The 16,410-nt window shown below is 56.3% G+C and carries 17 protein-coding genes; 1 reads left to right on the forward strand and 16 read right to left on the reverse strand.

Features of this window, described 5'->3' with window-relative positions; genetic code table 11:
• Positions 1-13: 13 nt before the first annotated feature.
• The 7 genes from J1836_RS20780 to J1836_RS20810 are packed head-to-tail and all read right to left on the reverse strand — an operon-like array spanning position 14 to position 6,439.
• Positions 14-514, reverse strand: a complete 501-nt coding sequence (locus J1836_RS20780) for a tetratricopeptide repeat protein (protein WP_207253039.1) — start codon at positions 512-514, stop codon at positions 14-16.
• Positions 501-1,541, reverse strand: coding sequence for a vWA domain-containing protein (locus tag J1836_RS20785; RefSeq protein ID WP_207253040.1), 1,041 nt, complete (start codon positions 1,539-1,541; stop codon positions 501-503). Before J1836_RS20785 ends, J1836_RS20780 begins: the two co-directional genes overlap by 14 nt.
• Positions 1,508-2,488 carry a vWA domain-containing protein gene (locus tag J1836_RS20790; protein ID WP_207253041.1) on the reverse strand — a complete coding sequence of 327 codons (981 nt, stop codon included), beginning with the start codon at positions 2,486-2,488 and terminating at the stop codon, positions 1,508-1,510. The genes J1836_RS20785 and J1836_RS20790 overlap by 34 nt, the downstream gene beginning before the upstream one ends.
• Complete coding sequence (locus J1836_RS20795; RefSeq protein WP_207253042.1) at positions 2,485-2,820, reverse strand: DUF4381 family protein; 336 nt, start codon at positions 2,818-2,820, stop codon at positions 2,485-2,487. The genes J1836_RS20790 and J1836_RS20795 overlap by 4 nt, the downstream gene beginning before the upstream one ends.
• A gap of 9 nt (positions 2,821-2,829) precedes the next feature.
• Positions 2,830-4,188, reverse strand: a complete 1,359-nt coding sequence (locus J1836_RS20800) for a flavin monoamine oxidase family protein (RefSeq protein WP_207253043.1) — start codon at positions 4,186-4,188, stop codon at positions 2,830-2,832.
• A gap of 8 nt (positions 4,189-4,196) precedes the next feature.
• Positions 4,197-5,291 carry an agmatine deiminase family protein gene (locus J1836_RS20805; protein WP_207253044.1) on the reverse strand — a complete coding sequence of 365 codons (1,095 nt, stop codon included), beginning with the start codon at positions 5,289-5,291 and terminating at the stop codon, positions 4,197-4,199.
• A gap of 23 nt (positions 5,292-5,314) precedes the next feature.
• Positions 5,315-6,439 (reverse strand): agmatine deiminase family protein, encoded by a 1,125-nt coding sequence (locus tag J1836_RS20810; RefSeq protein WP_207252373.1) that lies wholly within the window; start codon positions 6,437-6,439, stop codon positions 5,315-5,317.
• Positions 6,440-6,592: 153 nt separating this feature from the next.
• Here J1836_RS20810 and J1836_RS20815 point away from each other — a divergent pair, with 153 nt between their 5' ends.
• On the forward strand, positions 6,593-7,783 hold the full coding sequence (locus tag J1836_RS20815) for an AAA family ATPase (RefSeq protein WP_207253045.1): 1,191 nt from the start codon (positions 6,593-6,595) through the stop codon (positions 7,781-7,783).
• Positions 7,784-7,819: 36 nt separating this feature from the next.
• Here the strand turns inward: J1836_RS20815 and J1836_RS20820 are convergent, their stop codons facing one another.
• The 9 genes from J1836_RS20820 to J1836_RS20860 form a co-directional block, all read right to left on the reverse strand.
• On the reverse strand, positions 7,820-9,964 hold the full coding sequence (locus J1836_RS20820; protein WP_207253046.1) for a tetratricopeptide repeat protein: 2,145 nt from the start codon (positions 9,962-9,964) through the stop codon (positions 7,820-7,822).
• A 3-nt stretch (positions 9,965-9,967) separates the two neighbouring features.
• Positions 9,968-10,279, reverse strand: coding sequence for a hypothetical protein (locus J1836_RS20825; protein ID WP_207253047.1), 312 nt, complete (start codon positions 10,277-10,279; stop codon positions 9,968-9,970).
• A gap of 200 nt (positions 10,280-10,479) precedes the next feature.
• Positions 10,480-10,734 carry a UPF0175 family protein gene (locus tag J1836_RS20830; RefSeq protein WP_207253048.1) on the reverse strand — a complete coding sequence of 85 codons (255 nt, stop codon included), beginning with the start codon at positions 10,732-10,734 and terminating at the stop codon, positions 10,480-10,482.
• 90 nt (positions 10,735-10,824) lie between these two features.
• The gene (locus tag J1836_RS20835) at positions 10,825-12,066 is read right to left on the reverse strand and encodes a sensor histidine kinase (RefSeq protein WP_207253049.1); all 1,242 of its coding nucleotides are present in this window, start codon (positions 12,064-12,066) and stop codon (positions 10,825-10,827) included.
• On the reverse strand, positions 12,056-12,727 hold the full coding sequence (locus J1836_RS20840) for a response regulator (protein ID WP_207253050.1): 672 nt from the start codon (positions 12,725-12,727) through the stop codon (positions 12,056-12,058). The genes J1836_RS20835 and J1836_RS20840 overlap by 11 nt, the downstream gene beginning before the upstream one ends.
• A gap of 9 nt (positions 12,728-12,736) precedes the next feature.
• Positions 12,737-13,177, reverse strand: a complete 441-nt coding sequence (locus J1836_RS20845) for a hypothetical protein (protein WP_207253051.1) — start codon at positions 13,175-13,177, stop codon at positions 12,737-12,739.
• A gap of 66 nt (positions 13,178-13,243) precedes the next feature.
• On the reverse strand, positions 13,244-14,203 hold the full coding sequence (locus J1836_RS20850; protein WP_207253052.1) for a DUF58 domain-containing protein: 960 nt from the start codon (positions 14,201-14,203) through the stop codon (positions 13,244-13,246).
• 55 nt (positions 14,204-14,258) lie between these two features.
• Positions 14,259-15,404 (reverse strand): hypothetical protein, encoded by a 1,146-nt coding sequence (locus J1836_RS20855; protein WP_207253053.1) that lies wholly within the window; start codon positions 15,402-15,404, stop codon positions 14,259-14,261.
• A gap of 43 nt (positions 15,405-15,447) precedes the next feature.
• On the reverse strand, positions 15,448-16,410 hold the full coding sequence (locus J1836_RS20860; RefSeq protein WP_242632945.1) for an AAA family ATPase: 963 nt from the start codon (positions 16,408-16,410) through the stop codon (positions 15,448-15,450).

A 16,410-nucleotide genomic window follows, 5' to 3' on the forward strand; every position in this document is an offset into this window, starting at 1 on the left:
ATGCCTTTGTTAATCAGTTGCTCGATGTCAGGGGTAAATCGGGCGGTGGGGCATTCACGGGTGCGTCTTTGCCTTCGCCCAACGTCAGGGTGCTGGCTTGATCCCAGTCGAGAGTATTGGTGTTGCGTTCGCGGCGTGCGCCAGTGCTGGCGTTGTCGGCGGCGGCGCGTTGCCCAGCTTCGCGGCGGCGTTCGAGTTCGGCTTGGACTTCGGCGGCGAGGGCTAGGTTTTGCTGGGTGGCGGGGTGTTCTGGACGATAGGTTAGGGCATCGCGGAAGACTTGCGCGGCGGCAGCGTAATCGCCTTGTTGGAAATAGCTGTTGCCGAGGTTGTGCAGGGCGCGGGCGCGTTCGGTGTCGTTGGTGGCGGCGAACACGGCGGCGGTGAAGTGTTGGGTGGCGGTGTCGTAGTGTTCGGCACGGTAGGCTTCGATGCCAGCGGTTAAGTCGGCTTCATCAGCGTGTGAATACATCGGCAGCAGTAACATCATGAACAGTAACTTAGTTTTCAACATGTCGCCTCCACACTGCCAACCATACGCACACTATTCCCAGCAACAACGCCCACACATACAACTCCCGCCACTGTTGCGCATCGCTGGAGGTGGCAGGAAAGGCTTGCGCAATTCCGTTGGTGTACAGCGTTTTCCAGTCGCTGGCATCGTCTTTCACCGCGCTGTACGCACCGTCCGCTTGTGCTGTCAGGCTTTGTAGCAAGGTACTGTCGAGGCGCGAACGCACCGCTTGTCCGTCATGTTCCAACCATTTGCCGCCGGGGAGTGGGATGGCTTCGCCATCTTCTGTGCCGACACCAAGGCTGTACAACGGAATACCCGCCGCTTTTAGTGCTTGCGCACGGGTTTGCAAAGCGGTGTGCTGCTCAGCGGGAATATTGCCATCGGTAATCCATAGCACCGCAGTGGGTAATGTTTGTTTACGAGCCGCGAGTTCTTGCTGGGCGAAGCCGAGCGCGGCGGCGTGGTCAGTGCCGTGCGTCGGTAGCACCAGCGTTTCCAGATGTTGCAGATAAAAGCGCACGGCGTTGGCATCGTTAGTCAGCGGAGCGAACAGGTGCGGACGTGCGCCATATACCACGATCCCGACGCGGCTTCCTTGGGCAAGGCTGAGGAATTCGTGCAATTCCAGCGCGGCGCGTTGCAGGCGATTGGGGGCAATGTCAGTGGCTTGCATCGAGCGCGAAATGTCCAGCACCACCAACACGTCGAACTGGGCGGGACGTAAATCATCGGGCTGGGTTTGCGGAATGCGTGGCCCGGCAAGGCTGATGGCGAATAGTAGCCACGTAATCGCCCACAGGGTTTGCGGTGAGAGCCACTTGCTCCAACCGTGTTGGCTGGCGGTTATTTGTACCCACGGCAATAAATGCGGATCGGCGTAGGTTTGCGCTTGGCGGCGTTGCTGGAAATAGCTCCATGCGGCAAGGAGTAGTGGGAACAGTGCCAGTAACAGCCACAGGGGTTCGCGCCAGTGTAAGGCTTGCCATAAGTTCATGCGTTTGCCCGCCGTTGCCAGAGTTGCCACAGCATGAGCGGCAATAAACCTGCGAGTAGCAGCCAGTGGTAGAGCGGTTGCTGTTCGTAACGCGGGGTTTGTTCGGCGGCATTTTGGTGTCGGCGGGTAATGTCGGCAAGGGCTTGTTCGACGGCTTGCGCGTCACCGGCTTGGTAGGTTGTTGCACCAGTGCGTTCTGAGAGTGTTTGTAACAGGGCGAGGTTGACGGGTTGGTAGACTAATCCGCCGGTGTCGCCTTCCATCGTGGCGGCGGTGGAGCCGATGGCGATAGTGTACAGCGGAATCTTGCTTGCGGCGGCGAGGGCGGCGGCGGCTTCGGGGTCTACGCGCCCGATGGATTCGTCGGCATCAGTGAATAGCACGAAAATGGGTTTGCGTTGCGGTTGTTTGCCCGCTTCTTTGAGTGCGAGGGTGATGGCATCGCCGACGGCACTGACACGCCCTGCCAAGGTTGGGGTGAGGCGTTGTAGTTGGCGTTGTACCAGCGTTGGGTCGCGGGTCAGCGGTACGAGCAGGTAGGGGCTTTCAGCGAAGACGATCATGCCGAGGCGTTCGCCTTGCAGGCGGTTGGCGAAATCGTGCAGCAGGGTTTTGAGGACTTCCATGCGGCTGCGTTTTTGCCCGCCGAGGGCGTAGTCGGTGAGAGTCATGCTGATGGATACGTCAACCAGTAGTAGGATGTCGCGTTCGGGCGGCAGGTCGGGGAGTTTTGCGCCGCGTTGCACGGGTTGGGCGATGGCGACGGTTAGGCAGAGCCAAAGCCATGTGAAGAGGGTGCGATGGAGGTGGCGTTGCCATTGGGGTTCGGGAGTTGTGGGGAGCAAATGGGCTAGAGGATGAAGAAAGACCCCCTTCCCCGACCCTTCCCCCGCAAGGGAGGCAGGGAGGAAGAGAAGAGGGACTGCCGCCAGTAGTGGGAGGATTGCCAGATACGGGGTAAGCCAGTCGATGTTCATCGGGCTTGTTCCAACAAAGTGCGGGCTTCGCGTTTGAGGGTGGCGAAGGTGTCGGGGGGGCAGGGTGTTGGAGCGAAGCGGGCGTGGTCGAGAGCAGCAAGGGAAGTAAGCCCTGCTTCGCGCAAAATGCTTGCCAATGCGGTTGGATTAGGCGGTGAATCGGGCAGGCGTTCAAGCTGACGCAAAGCACGCGCCACGGGGTGTTGTCGTTTGCGCCACCACGCTAATCCAGCAATCAGCAACAACAGCATAACCAACGCCAGCAGCCACCACACATAACCCGGCAAGGGTGCAGGCGGAAGTTCCAGATCGTGCAGGACGGGCGAATTCATGCGGCTGGCTTACCCCCGAACCTGTTCAAGTATTTGCTGGGCTGCCCTCAAGCCGGATAAGTACGCGCCGTGGACGCTGCTGAAATGCTTGCGCTCGGTAGCTTCTCCGGCAAAAAACACCGTATTGCCCAGCCGTTCTGCCAAATGGTCACGCATGGCAGGCGTTGAACCCACGCTATTGAAGGAATACGCGCCCCGCGCATACGGGTCAGCATTCCAGCGGGTAATCTGGTAATCCAGCGGTTCAGGGATGTTATTTCCGAACAGTTTGCGCAATGTTTGCATGGCATCAGCGACGATTTGTTTGTCCGTCCACTGCTCGATGCGCTTGCCGCGCTTTGCCGCATTGAAGCCTAACAGCACCGGCCAACCTGCTACCCGCGTCAGGCTAACCCATTCTGTCCATGCGCCTGCTTCGGTGGGAATGTATTCCAGCCAGTCCTGATCATCCGGCCAAAAAGCGTTGGGGAATTGCAGGTAGCACTTGTTTAACGTACCCATCCCCAGTGTCGCAATGGCTTGTTGTTTGCGGGCAGGCAATGGCGGCGAAAAGGCGACTTGCCCACTTTTCAACACGCCCAGCGGTAAGGTGATAACGGCGTGATCGGCTTGAAACGCACCCCGGTTGGTTTGCACCGTCACCTGTTGTTCTGACCATGTGACTGTTTTCACGACGTGTTGCAACTGCACATTCAGCCCCTTCGCCAGATGATCGACGATGACTTGGTAGCCATCAGGGAACAACGCATCATCGCCCTTGAATGCGGCGGCTGCATCATGCCAGTAGGCGGAAAGCTCATGGATGCCGCCTGCGTATTCCTGTTCCAAGGTACTGTTGAGGATGAATTGCACGAGTTGGCGTTCGCTTGCCTTCAGGCTATTCCAGCCCAGTGCTGTTTCGACAGCGGCTTGAACGGATTGATCGGTGTCGGCGGCTTGCGCGGCTTCCAACGCTTTGTCGATACGCGCTTGCCATTGTTCCAACTGGCGGTTTTCGCTGTTGTTCAGGGGTTTGCCAGCGGTGTTGTAGGTGGTGGTGTTTGCGTAACGAGTGATTAAACGTTTTGCGCCGATGCGGTCAGCCAAAGCGGATAAGGGGTTGTCTTTTGCGCCGTGAATCCACGTTGCGCCGAGGTCTACGGGCATGTGTTGCCAGCGTTTGCTCGTCCACAAACGCCCGCCCAGTCGGTCACGCGCTTCCACAACGGTTACGGAATGCCCTTGCTGGCGCAGGGTTTGTGCGGCAGTTAGACCGGCGATGCCTGCGCCGACGACGATAATGCGTTTGGCGGGGGCGGCAGACAGGGGTGCAATGGTGCTGCTTGCTAACAGACCAGCGATTAGGTGTAAGAATTTTCTTCGGCTCATCGGGCTTGTCACCTCGGTTCTTGCTGCGTAGTGCAATGAATCCCACCGCCGCCCGCCGCTACCCCGTCGATGTTGATTTGCACAATGTCCCGGTCAGGGAACAGCTTTTGCAGGGTATCGTGGGCGGCTTTGTCCGCTTTGGCATCGCCGAATTCGGGGGCAATCACTGCGCCGTTGCACACGTAGAAATTGATGTATCCTGCGGCGAAATCGTTATTGGCGTATTGCTCACGCACGTTGGAAGGAGCTGGCATTACCGCGACTTCCAGCTTGTTGCCTTGCGCATCCGTCGCGGTTTTGAGGATGTCCAAATGGCGCTTGGTCACGGCATGGTCGAACGATTGCGGGTCGGGGTCGTAGCCCGCCACCACCACACCGGGGCGGGCGAAGCGGGCGTAAAAGTCGGTGTGTCCATCGGTGATGTCTTTGCCCTTGATGCCCGGTAGCCAGATGATTTTCTGCAAACCCAGCAGGCGTTTGAGTTCGGCTTCGCACGCGGCTTTGCTGACACCGGGGTTGCGGTTGGCGTTTAGCACACAGCTTTCGGTGATGATAGCTGTGCCGTGTCCGTCAACTTCGATGCCGCCGCCTTCCAGCACCAGATCGGTTTCCAGCAATTGCACGCCTGCGGTTTTGGCAACCAGTGGGGCGACTTTGGCATCTTCATCAAAATCCTGCTTTTCGCCCCAGCCGTTAAAGTTGAAATTCACAGCTGATTTTTCGCCCTTGGTGTTGGTGACGAAGACCGCGCCTGTATCACGCATCCACAAATCATCCAGCGATGCGACCACCAATTTGACGTTGGACGTACCCAATAGCTTTGCAGCGATGGCGTAATCTTCCTCGTGTACCAGCATGGAAACGGGTTCGTAGCGGGCAATGGTGGTGGCGATGGTGACAAGGTTGCGGCGCACTTCCGGCAGCAGTTTCTTGCCCCAGATGGCGGTCGATGCACCGAAAGCCATCCAGGTGCGGGCGTGGGGTTCGCTTTCGTCGGGCATTCGCCAGCCGTTGCCGGACGCTGCCCAGCCCATGCTTGGCGTGCCGAAAATGCTGCCTGCGGATAGCAGCAGGCTGGTGCTGAGAAAATGGCGGCGGTTCATGCAGCAAATCTCCACGTTATTGATTAGTAAGCGGTTGGTTGTTGTTGGGTCACGCAATGTACCATGCCACCGTTGGCGTACAGGTTGCGCACGTCGATCCCTACCACCGTGCGGGTCGGGTAGAGCGACTGCAAGATGTTCCGCGCTACGGTGTCGTTCGCATCCTGATAGGCAGGCATTAGCACCACGTTGTTGCCGACATAATAATTGACGTAAGAGCCTTTGTAACCGAGGTTTTTGCCGTAAGTTGTCACCACGTTTTTGGCGGTCAGCGGCAATTTCACGATATTGTAGGGTGTGCCGTTGGCATTTTTCGCGGTGTACAGGGTGTTGATGTCCTTACTGGAAATGCTCCAGTAGTTGAGGTCGGTGGCACTCATGGTGACGAGGGTGCGTTCGTCGCCGAAGCGGGCGAAACCGTCGATGTGGGTGTCGGTGATGTCTTCCTTGCCGCCGGGTGCGCCATCCAGCCAGATAAATTTGCTGATGCCGAGGTTGTTGGACAGGGCTTGTTCCACTTGCGCTTGGGTCAGGTTGGGGTTGCGCTTGTTTTGCAACACCGAGCTTTTGGTGGCGAGTAATGTGCCCTTGCCATCGACTTCGATCGCGCCGCCTTCCAGCACCACGTTGTTGAGGTTGACGGTGGGCATGGCAAGGCTTTTGCCGACGGCAGTGGGGATGAGGTTATCTTTGCTGTAAGGCGTATCCAGCCCCCAGCCGTTGAAACCCCAGTCGGTAATCTGCAATTGTCCGCTCTGATTGCGCACGAAGACCGGGCCATTGTCGCGTACCCACACGTCATCGGTCGGGCTGATCAGGAAGCTGACGCTGGCAAGGGGTACGCCTGCGTTCAGCAGCAGGTTCTGGATGCGGGTTTTCTCGGTGGCGTTGTAGGCGATGATGTGGACGTTTTCGCTTTGCACCAGTGCCTTGGTCATGGCTACCCATGTCGTGTCGAGGCGGTTGCGGTAGGTTGCGCCGTAGGTGTATTGGTGCGGCCATTGCAACCAAGTGCCTTCGTGGGTGGCGTTTTCTTCTGGCATGTAGCTTTGGCTGGCGGCGTAGGTGGCGGTGCTGGTCATCGTTCCCAAAACGCTCAGTGAGCAGATCAGGGTGGCAAGCAGGGTTTGGCGGATTGCGGTTTTCATGGTGTTGTCTCCATCGGTTGGTTGTCGATGGGGACAGATTACGGGGGAAAGCTGATATTTTGCTGACAGTGGGTTAATACACCACAACAAGACATTGGCAATTTTTAGCATTATAATACTAAAAAATCGCACGAAAGTAGGTATCACAGTAAGATGATTGAGCCATTACAGCACCTTTCCAATCAAATCAGGACGCAAAAGTTGCCGGATTACCAGCGTTTCCTGTTCCGGCAAATCGACTTTTCGCAACGCTTGATCGGTATCATGGGCGCACGCGGGGCGGGGAAAACCACCTTGCTGTTGCAATACCTCAAATCCGTGGCGCGGGAAACCAAGGTGCTGTATGTGATTGCTGACCACCCTTTGGTCGGACAACACGGGCTGTTTACCATTGCTGACGAATTCCAGAAAATCGGTGGTGAATTGCTCATCATCGACGAAATCCACAAATGCCAACATTTCGAGCGTGACCTGAAGCTGATTTTCGACAGCTATTTCAATCTCAAGGTCATTTTCACGGGTTCATCGGCAACTGCCATTGACAATGCCAAGGCGGACTTGAGCCGTCGGGCGATGCTGTACCACTTGCCGGTATTGTCATTCCGCGAATTTCTGGAATTGGAAACGGGTGAAACCTTTGAGGCGGTGACGCTGGATGCCCTGCTCCAACACCATCCGCAACTGGCGCTGGAAACCGTCAGCCGGATCAAACCCTTAGCGTATTTGCCCGCGTATCTGGAACACGGTGCTTACCCGTTTTACCGCGAGGCGGGTTCAACCTATTTGCCGCGCTTGCTGAATGCGTCGATGCAGGTGATCGAGACGGATATTCCCGCGCTTTACCCGATTGACTACGACAAAGTGAACGCGCTGAAAAAGCTGATGGTGATGTTGTGCCAAAGCGAGCCTTACGACATCAATGTGTCCAAGCTGTGCGGCGCAGTGGAGCTGAACCAGAAAACCCTCTACAAATACCTTGGTTTGTTACAGGCGGCGGGGTTGTTGCGCTTGTTGGGGGCGAAATCCAGCGGGGTCAGCATTATTTCCAAGCCGGAAAAGTTGTATCTGGATAACACCAACCTGTTTGCTGTGTTTTGCAACCAGCCCAAAGCGGGGACACTGCGCGAGACGTTTTTTGCTTCGATGCTGTCTTACCACCACACGTTGAATTATCCCAAAAGTGGGGATTTTCTGGTGGATGGGCAGTATGTGTTTGAGGTTGGCGGCAAAGCCAAAACGAAGAAGCAGATTAAGGATGAAACGGCTGCGTGGGTGGTGGCGGATGGGTTGGAAATTGGGGGGGAGGGGAAGATTCCGTTGTGGTTGTTTGGGTTTTTGTATTGATTGGTAGCCCGCAGAAGCGGGCGATGAATGTGTGGGTTAGCGTTTGGCGGCTTTGGCTTGCTCGATCAATTGCAGCGTGTAGTCGTACTTTTTCCCGAATACACCGGGGGCTTGCTGGGCAAGTGGTGCAAACAGTTGGGCGGATTCTTGTAGCAGTAGCAGGGATTGATAGGGTTGATCCCAATTCAAATATGACCAACCAAAAGCCATGAGCGTCAGCGCCACGTTGGGCTGGTACACCGCCGGGTTGTCCTTAGCTAGTTGGCGGTAGCTGCTGAGCGCCTCGGTGTAGATGGCTTCGGCTTCCTCGCGCCGCTGACTGTTAGCAGCCACCAAAAGACCAAGGTTGTTCAGCGTCCCCGCCACGGCGGGCTGGTACACTGCTGGGTTATCCTTGGCGAGTTGGCGGTAGCTGGAGAGCGCCTCGATATAGAGTGTTTCGGCTTCCTTGCACCGCTGACTGTCAGCAGCCATCAAGATGCCAAGGTTGTTCAGTATCCCCGCCACGGCGGGCTGATACACTGCTAGATTGTTCTTGGCGAGTTGGCGACGGAGGGAGAGTGCCTCGGTGTAGAGAGCTTCGGCTTCCTTGCGCCGCTGGCTGTCAGCCGCCACTAATGTGCCAAGGTTGTTCAGCGTCGTCGCCACTTCGGGCTGGTACACTGCTGGGTTGTTCTTGGCGAGTTGGCGGTGGAGAGTGAGTGCCTCGGTGTAGAGAGCTTCAGCTTCCTTGCGCCGCTGGCTGTCTGCCGCCACTAATGTGCCAAGGTTGTTCAGCGTCGTCGCCACGTCGGACTGATACACTGCTGGGTTGTTCTTGGCGAGTTGGCGATGGAGAGTGAGTGCCTCGGTGTAGAGGGCTTCGGCTTCCTTGCGCCGCTGGCTGTCTGCCGCCACCAAGAGACCAAGGTTATTCAGCGTCGTCGCCACGTAAGGCTGGTACACTGCTGGGTTGTTCTTGGCGAGTTGGCGACGGAGGGTGAGTGCCTCGGTGTAGAGGGCTTCGGCTTCCTTGCGCCGCTGGCTGTCTGCCGCCACCAAGTTGCCAAGATTGCTCAGCGTCAGCGCCACGTAAGGTTGGTAAACTGCTGGGTTGTCCTTGGCGAGTTGGCGGCAGATAGTGAGAGCCTTGGTGCAGAGTGTTTCAGCCTCCTTGTGCCGCTGGCTGTCAGCTGCCACCAATTTGCCAAGATTGCTCAGTGTCATCGCCACGTTGGGCTGGTACACCGCTGGGTTATCCTTGGCGAGTTGGCGGTGGAGAGTAAGTGCCTCGGTGTAGAGTGTTTCGGCTTCCTTGCGGCGCTGGCTGGCAGCCGCCACCAAGTTGCCAAGGTTGTTCAGAGTCCCCGCCACATAGAGCTGGTACACCGCAGGGTTATCCTTAGCGAGTTGGCGGTAGCTGCTGAGAGCCTCGGTGTAGAGGGTTTCAGCTTCTTTGCACCGCTGGCTGTCTGCCGCCACTAAGAGACCAAGGTTGTTCAGAGTCAGCGCCACGTAGGGCTGGTGCACCGCCGAGTTGTCCTTGGCGAGTTGGCGGCAGCCGCTGAGTGCCTCGGTATAGAGGGTTTCGGCTTCGCGGTATTGGTTGCTATCCTGCAAAAACTTGGCATAGGTAAACAAACGTTCGGAGGTTCTACCAGATTTGAGTGCTTTTTCAAAATAGCCGCTGGTTTGGGCAATGCGTTGGTCGCCCAAGCTGTAGTCAATCGCCGTCAACTGGGCTTTCAATAGCCATTCGTTGGCTTTATCCTCAAGCTGGGCGTTGGTCGTTGTCAGTTCTCCCTGTAGCCGCTGCTGCTTGTCAAGCAGAGCATCTTGCTCTTGGGTGATACTTTCCGCATCCAGCACCGCACGCGCTTGCACGTATTCGCCCGCATCAAAATGTTGCTTGGCTAACTTCAGACGCTCGGTGTTGAGAGGGATACGCTGGAAATCCTCTGCCAACTTCAGTACATCACGCTTGAAGTCTTCCATCTGTTGCAGCAATCGTGCTAACTCTTGCCGGAAGTCAGCGTCATCGGGGTATTTTTGTATGTGCCCTAACAGCTTCTGCCGCTGGCTTTCCATCGCTTGATAAGATGCGGAATGGTAGAAGTTTTGGATAATTTGGTTATCGTTGCCAACAATGACATGACCACCATCCGTGATGATGCTACCCGTCTGGATGCCGGATACTGCCATGTCTCAGCCTATACTGTTGCGATTACCAACGATCACAGAACCGCCCGTGGTCGAGATATTGCCCGTGGTAATGGTGCTAATATCGCCCGTTCCACCCATCGCCAATTGCGTGAGACTGTCACGTAAGGCTTGGTTGGTTTCCAACATTGCCTGTAACGCAATCTCGAATTCAATTTGCTGGTTGTTGGCTGTATAGCCAGAGAGCCGCGTAAAACCTGCACCCGTCAGTGCTTTGATGCCATCGTAAGCTGCATTGCCAATCACGCCGCCAGCAATAGCACTCCACGCAAAATTGGTTAATGTCGTCAGATCCATTTTAAGCCTCGTCGTAAATGTAGGATTGCCAAAGATTGTAGCAATATTTGCAGGTGCTTATAGGTTTTTTCAATGGATTGTGATGGGCATCGGTTTGCTGAATAATTTGTAGATAAGATTTGATAGTAGGAATGAGCTGATTTTCTTTGGCTAACAACAAGTTATGGCAACCAGTGGTGAGGTATCGGCAATAACCAGCATCAGCAGGTTAACCGAAAATCAGCCAGCTCGGCTTCCAAGTCTTCGGGCGTGTAGTTGATGGTCGGAATGTCGTGTTTTTTGCACTCTGCCATGAAGGTGTAGCGGTCAACGCCTGCCAGTTCGGTTGCAGCGCCAGCGGACAATTTTCCGGCTTGGAATAGTGCAAGGGCGGCATACAGCTTGAGAATACTGGCAATTTCCGGCTTGGTTTTATCTAGCCCGAAGTATTCGGGGATGTCCATTGTGATTTGCATGTCATGTATTCCTAGTGGAAAGGTGCTATTTCCATTCTATAGCGGCAACACCGCCTTATCCACCACCCGTCGCAACACAAAGCTGAAATATCACGCAAAATTCACCGTCACCCGCGCCCCACCCTCCACCCGATTTTCCAGCCGCAACGCGCCGCCATGCAGCCGCGCCACCATATTCACAATCGCCAGCCCCAAACCCGTGCCACCTTGCGTCGGCGACAGCGCGAAATCGGTTTCCCGTCGCGCCAGCAATTCGGCAGAAAAGCCCTTGCCCTGATCTTCAACCGTAACTTGCGCACCCGCCACCGTAACATGGATGTGCGACTGCGCGGCTGCTCCATGCTTGCGGGCATTTTCCAGCAGATTGCGCACCGCCACCGTTGCCAGTCGGGGATCGAGGTTGACCACCGTAGCAGTCGCATCCAGCGTTACCGAATCGTCGTCGGGCAGCAGGGCTTCGACCAGCAAATCCAGCCGCACGGGTTGGCGTTCCAGACTTGCCCCAGCATCCAGCCGCGCAAACAGCAGCAGGTCTTCGAGCGTGTGGGTGGCGCTGCGTAACAGGCCATCCATGCGTGTCAGGGCGAGTTGCGGGGCTTCGTCACCACGCTGGGCGGATTCGCAAATGCTGCGCAAGGCGGCAACCGGAGTACGCAATTCGTGGGCGGTAGCGGACAGGAAACGTTCGCGCTGGCGTAACGAAGCCAGCACCGGGCGCAAACTCCACGCTGTCAGCCCGACCCCGACCAGCAGACCGAGAATGCCCAGCAATGCACTTGCCCCAACAATCCGCTGCACGAATGCCTGATACGCCGCTTGCCCCGGTGTCGGGTCGGCAACGGTAATGATCATGGCTTTGGGGGTGCTGGTGTCGCCCTGATCCATAAAGGTGGGGATGGCGTGCAGGCGGTACGGCTTGCCGTCGGTATCCTGCCCATCAAGATAAACATCTTGCCCTTGCCCCATCACGGTGGTTTGCAATTGGGTGAAATCGGTGAGGTTGAAACGCGGGTGCGCCGGGCTGAAATGGCGGGTGGGCGGGTTGCCCGGTTCGACTACCCAGATGTCATACGGCGCATCCAGCAATTCCTTTTCCAGTCGTAAAATTTCATCGTGGAATACACCCGCTTCGTCAAACCACGTCAGGCCATACACGGTGGTGGCGTAGAGGGCAAGTTCGGTATCGAGGTCGGTTTCGCGCAATTCCGCCCGCAAGTCGATGGCGACTTTGGCAAGGATGGCAATGCCCAGCAGCCATGCCACACCCCACGCCAACAGCAGCGGGATGCCCAGCCGCAACAGCCGCGCCCGCTGGCTGGGGTCAACTTTCATGGGCATCGTCCAGCTTGTAGCCGTGACCGCGCACGGTTTTGATCAGGGCAGGTTCGCCCAGCTTGCGCCGCAGCGAGGCAATGATGGTTTCTTCGACGTTGGAGGCGGGGCTTTCCAGCGTATCCCAGCAATATTCGAGGATGTCGTTGCGTGACACGGCGCGGCGGTTACGTACTGCCAGTAATTCCAGCACGGCGTATTCTTTGGGGCGCAAGGGGATCAGCACTCCGGCACGGCGCACTTCATGCCGCCCGCTATCCACTTCCAGATCAGCCACCCGCAGGATGGTGTCGCGTAACGGTTCGCCCCGTCGTGCCAAGACGTTGATGCGTGCCAGCAACTCATCCATTGCGAATGGTTTCACCAGATAATCGTCAGCGCCGACTTGTAAGCCTTCCACCCGGTCTTCGATGCGGTCGCGGGCGGTCAGCAGCAGGATCGGGGTGCGGTTGGCAGCATTGCGTAATGCCTGCAACAGGGTGAGGGAATCGCCGTCGGGCAACATGCGGTCAAACACGCCTACGTCGTAGTGTGCGCCGTTCAGGTAGGTGCGAATTTCGCGGAGGCTGGATACTTCGTCCACACTGTTGCCGAGGGCGCGAAGCCGTCGGGCGATGGCTTCGCGGAGTTCGGTATGGTCTTCGGCAAGCAGAATGCGCATGGGGGAATCCTATGGGGTTGCGCAGGTTTTCAACGCTGCATCCACAAACACCGCAAAATCAGGATCGTGCTGGAGTTTCACCGCTGTTTGGTATTCCTCGCCCGACAAGTAAAGCTCGTGGTAACAGACTTCTGTTGCCAACCCTTTGTGCCACTGCGGGTCATCGGGGTAAGCCGTGTAAATCTGTTCCGCGCTGTAGAGAAAATAGGTCACAAACCATTCATAGCCGGACTTCGCACTCTTGTTATCGCTGGGTTGGGCATTGGCGAAATCGGGCTTGTCGATGGCGAGTTTGAGGTATTCCTTGAAGGCTTCGCGGGCAGAGGCTTCGCGTTGGATGTTTTCCGCCGCTTTGATTTGCCAGACAGCAATCACTAATGCCAGCACGGCAACAAGAGCGGTGGCAATCGTGCTGATGTGAGAAAAATGTTGGAGGTCAAAACGGCGCATCAGGCATTCCAGTCAGTTGATAAAAGCAAGCGGGCGTAGCGCAGTATAACGCATCCCGCCGATGGTTTACGTCCCCATCCCGTGGGGTAATGGCACTGCCAATTCGGGTGCATCCACGTCCGTCAGCAGTTGGGTGTAATGGCAACCCCAGCCGCGTAGACGTTGCGCTTGCTCATTATGCAATGCCGCTGCTTGCTGGCTAAACTGTTCGCGTAAGGTAGGGTCAGCCAGATTGACACGGTGGGTAACGCCATCCAGTCCTTGCAGGTTCACGCGTCCGGCAGCGGGTAATTCGCATTCGGCAGTGTCCAGCACTTGCACTGTGAACAGCGGGTGATGATGGAGAAGTTGCAGGATATGTGCCTCACACTCTGCGTCCAGATCGGTGAAATCGCTGAGTAGATAGACGTGTGTGCCGCGTACCACAGACGCATTGATGAGCGGCAAAATACTTGCCAAGGTAGGTTCATGCGTAGTCAGTAACGGTGGGCAAGTTGCTGCGCATTGACGCACGAACTCCCATACGGCGTGGGTATCGGTTGAGGCGGGAAACCAGTGGGGTTGCGTTTCCAAGATTACGCCGGAGACTGCCCAGCTTTGTTGGGTGGCTGCGAACGCGACGAGGGCGGCAACGCGGGCGGCTTGCGCGGCTTTGAGGCGTACTTTCGTGCCGAAGCGCATGGCATTGCGTCGATCCAGCACGATGAAAACCGCTGGGCGGCGTTCTTCGCGGAATTGCTTGACGTGTGGTTTGCCAGTGCGGGCGGTAACGCTCCAGTGGATGAAGCGCGGTTCGTCGCCGGGTTGGTAGGGGCGGCTTTCGGCGTAATCCAGCCCTGCACCGCGATAGCGCGAGGCTACGTCACCGGCTTGGCGTTGTTCCAGCAGGTTTTGCAGGGATGCATCAGCGGTGGCACTGCGGGCACGTTGATACAATGCTTGCAGTTCGGTTTCGGTGAGCAGTTGGTTATTGCCCATGGTGGCATGACGGCGGCGTTTGCTAGTGATGTCGCTGATGTCCGACATTGCATCCTCCTTCGGCGATTAAAGAGAGAAAGTCTGTTATTGGCTACTTTTGGGGTTAGACCAAACCCTTGCCCCGCAAGCGGCTCATAAACGCTGGACGGCGACTATACTGATTTACCAGCGCAATCAACTTAGGTTGAAATACTGGCAATGTCTGCTCGCGTTCCGCCAGTTCGCGCAAGTCACTCAAATGGCGAGCCGCTTGTTCATAACTTGTGGCATTGCCTTCACTAATCAGATTGTCAATCTCGTGCCATACACGATTTTCCCGCTGCTTCAGTTCATCAAGGTATTGCTGACGTTTTTGTGCATCGGCTTGGCGTTTTGCTTCGGCTTTGATAGCGGCTTGACGCTGGGTTTCGCGATCAGCCGCCTCCTTACACGCACCATAAGTGGTTTGCATATCAACAAAGCGGCGGAGAGGCGATTGAGGTTGGGTTGTTCCCGTTTGTGTTGGAGTCTGAAACAGGGTTTGCAACCGCTTGTTTAGGTGCATAGCGAGGTTGGGTTCATGACGACACAATCGCACCAGAAAATCGTTTTTTTCTGCATCGGGGAGTTGCGTTACCCATGCTTCTGGCTGAAACGCAGTCTGCTGGAGCGGCAGGCTATTGTCAGCAGCAACGTTGATCATGATTTCATCCACTCCAAACAATGCCGCAAAGCGTTGCTGGGCGTGAGAAAGTTCAGCCAATCCAGCCGGAACGACGGGTTCAAGCGTTTCATCATCTGCCTCTTTTTCTGCTGCTTTTAGCCATGCCAAATACAACACGCGGAAATCCCCCTGCAAGAGTTCATCCCGCAACGACAGCATTTCGTCTAATAATCCCTCACCTTCCATCCAGTCGCCATCAGGTTCTTCTTCGCTAAAATGCAGGTCGATGATGACGTATTCACCGTGTTGGTGATGGTCTATTTCGTCGGAAATAAAATAATCGCGAACCTCCGACACGTTAAACAATGCCTTGGGCAGCCGGAACATTAACCGCTGCGCTCCCCAATTGGTGACATACAACATCATGTCAAAGGTTTCACGCATGAGCTGGGTCACATTGCCCCGAAAATCACCGTAGTGGTAAACGAATTCGGCACGTTGTGAACTCACCTGCGCACGGCTAGACAAACTGGCAACGCTTGCCTTTTGTGCGACGGTTAACGACTGGTCAATCGCTCGAAAATCATAATATTGGTATTCACTCATGCACTTACTCCTTGTTATTTGACTATACCACTACGCGAAACCCTCACGGAATCGCCACGCCCGCCAACACCTTCCGCACCACCGCATTCGCATCCACACCCGCAGCCCGTGCCGCATACCCCAACACCAACCTATGACGCAATACATCCGGCGCAATGTCGATGATGTCATCCGGCACAACATACTCACGCCCACGCAAATACGCCAAGGCACTGCTGGCTCGCAACAACGCAATCGACGCACGCGGCGATGCCCCGACCTGCAAATAATCTGCCCACGCTGCATCAAACTGCCCCAAATTGCGGGTAGCCCCGACCAGCGCAACAATGTATCTCTCCAGTTCCGGCGCAACGTGCACTTCGGCAACTTCCCGCCGTGCCTGCAATACCTGTTGCGGGTGCAAGGGCGAATGCAGCACGGGTTTATCCGCACCGTAATGCCGTGCCCGGTCGCGTTGCAGGATCAGCAATTCGTCGTCAGATGTTGGGTATTGCAGCACGACATGCAGCAAAAAGCGGTCGAGTTGCGCTTCGGGCAAGGGGTACGTGCCGCTTTGTTCCAGCGGGTTTTGTGTTGCCATCACGATGAACAGTTCGGGCAAGGGGCGGGTCACGCCGCCGACGGTAATCTGGTGTTCCTGCATGGCTTCGAGCAGCGCGGATTGCACTTTGGGCGGAGCGCGGTTGATCTCATCCGCCAGTACGATTTCGTGGAATAACGGTCCCGCGATAAAGCGGAACGTGCCGTGTTGCGGCTCAAAAATATCCGTGCCGGTCAAATCCCCCGGCATCAAATCCGGCGTGAACTGGATGCGTTGGAAACTGGCGTGGACTCCGCTTGCCAACGTGGTGACAGCGGTGGTTTTCGCCAGACCGGGCAGACTTTCCAGCAGGATATGCCCGCCCGTGAGCAGTGCAATCATTAGGCGGTCGAGTAAGGCGGATTGCCCTACGATCACTTGTTCGAGGTGGGAACGTAGTTGCAGAAACTCGCGTTGTGTTTGCAC

The organism is Thiothrix fructosivorans, assembly GCF_017349355.1.
In the GTDB taxonomy this organism is placed as follows: domain Bacteria; phylum Pseudomonadota; class Gammaproteobacteria; order Thiotrichales; family Thiotrichaceae; genus Thiothrix; species Thiothrix fructosivorans.

Bases quoted from the DNA above. Each gene is read 5' to 3' on its own strand.
- J1836_RS20780 (WP_207253039.1), bottom strand. From the start codon at position 514: ATGTTGAAAACTAAGTTACTGTTCATGATGTTACTGCTGCCGATGTAT.
- J1836_RS20790 (WP_207253041.1), bottom strand. From the start codon at position 2,488: ATGAACATCGACTGGCTTACCCCGTATCTGGCAATCCTCCCACTACTG.
- J1836_RS20795 (WP_207253042.1), bottom strand. From the start codon at position 2,820: ATGAATTCGCCCGTCCTGCACGATCTGGAACTTCCGCCTGCACCCTTG.
- J1836_RS20800 (WP_207253043.1), bottom strand. From the start codon at position 4,188: ATGAGCCGAAGAAAATTCTTACACCTAATCGCTGGTCTGTTAGCAAGC.
- J1836_RS20805 (WP_207253044.1), bottom strand. From the start codon at position 5,291: ATGAACCGCCGCCATTTTCTCAGCACCAGCCTGCTGCTATCCGCAGGC.
- J1836_RS20810 (WP_207252373.1), bottom strand. From the start codon at position 6,439: ATGAAAACCGCAATCCGCCAAACCCTGCTTGCCACCCTGATCTGCTCA.
- J1836_RS20815 (WP_207253045.1), top strand. From the start codon at position 6,593: ATGATTGAGCCATTACAGCACCTTTCCAATCAAATCAGGACGCAAAAG.
- J1836_RS20820 (WP_207253046.1), bottom strand. From the start codon at position 9,964: ATGGCAGTATCCGGCATCCAGACGGGTAGCATCATCACGGATGGTGGT.
- J1836_RS20825 (WP_207253047.1), bottom strand. From the start codon at position 10,279: ATGGATCTGACGACATTAACCAATTTTGCGTGGAGTGCTATTGCTGGC.
- J1836_RS20830 (WP_207253048.1), bottom strand. From the start codon at position 10,734: ATGCAAATCACAATGGACATCCCCGAATACTTCGGGCTAGATAAAACC.
- J1836_RS20835 (WP_207253049.1), bottom strand. From the start codon at position 12,066: ATGAAAGTTGACCCCAGCCAGCGGGCGCGGCTGTTGCGGCTGGGCATC.
- J1836_RS20840 (WP_207253050.1), bottom strand. From the start codon at position 12,727: ATGCGCATTCTGCTTGCCGAAGACCATACCGAACTCCGCGAAGCCATC.
- J1836_RS20845 (WP_207253051.1), bottom strand. From the start codon at position 13,177: ATGCGCCGTTTTGACCTCCAACATTTTTCTCACATCAGCACGATTGCC.
- J1836_RS20850 (WP_207253052.1), bottom strand. From the start codon at position 14,203: ATGTCGGACATCAGCGACATCACTAGCAAACGCCGCCGTCATGCCACC.
- J1836_RS20855 (WP_207253053.1), bottom strand. From the start codon at position 15,404: ATGAGTGAATACCAATATTATGATTTTCGAGCGATTGACCAGTCGTTA.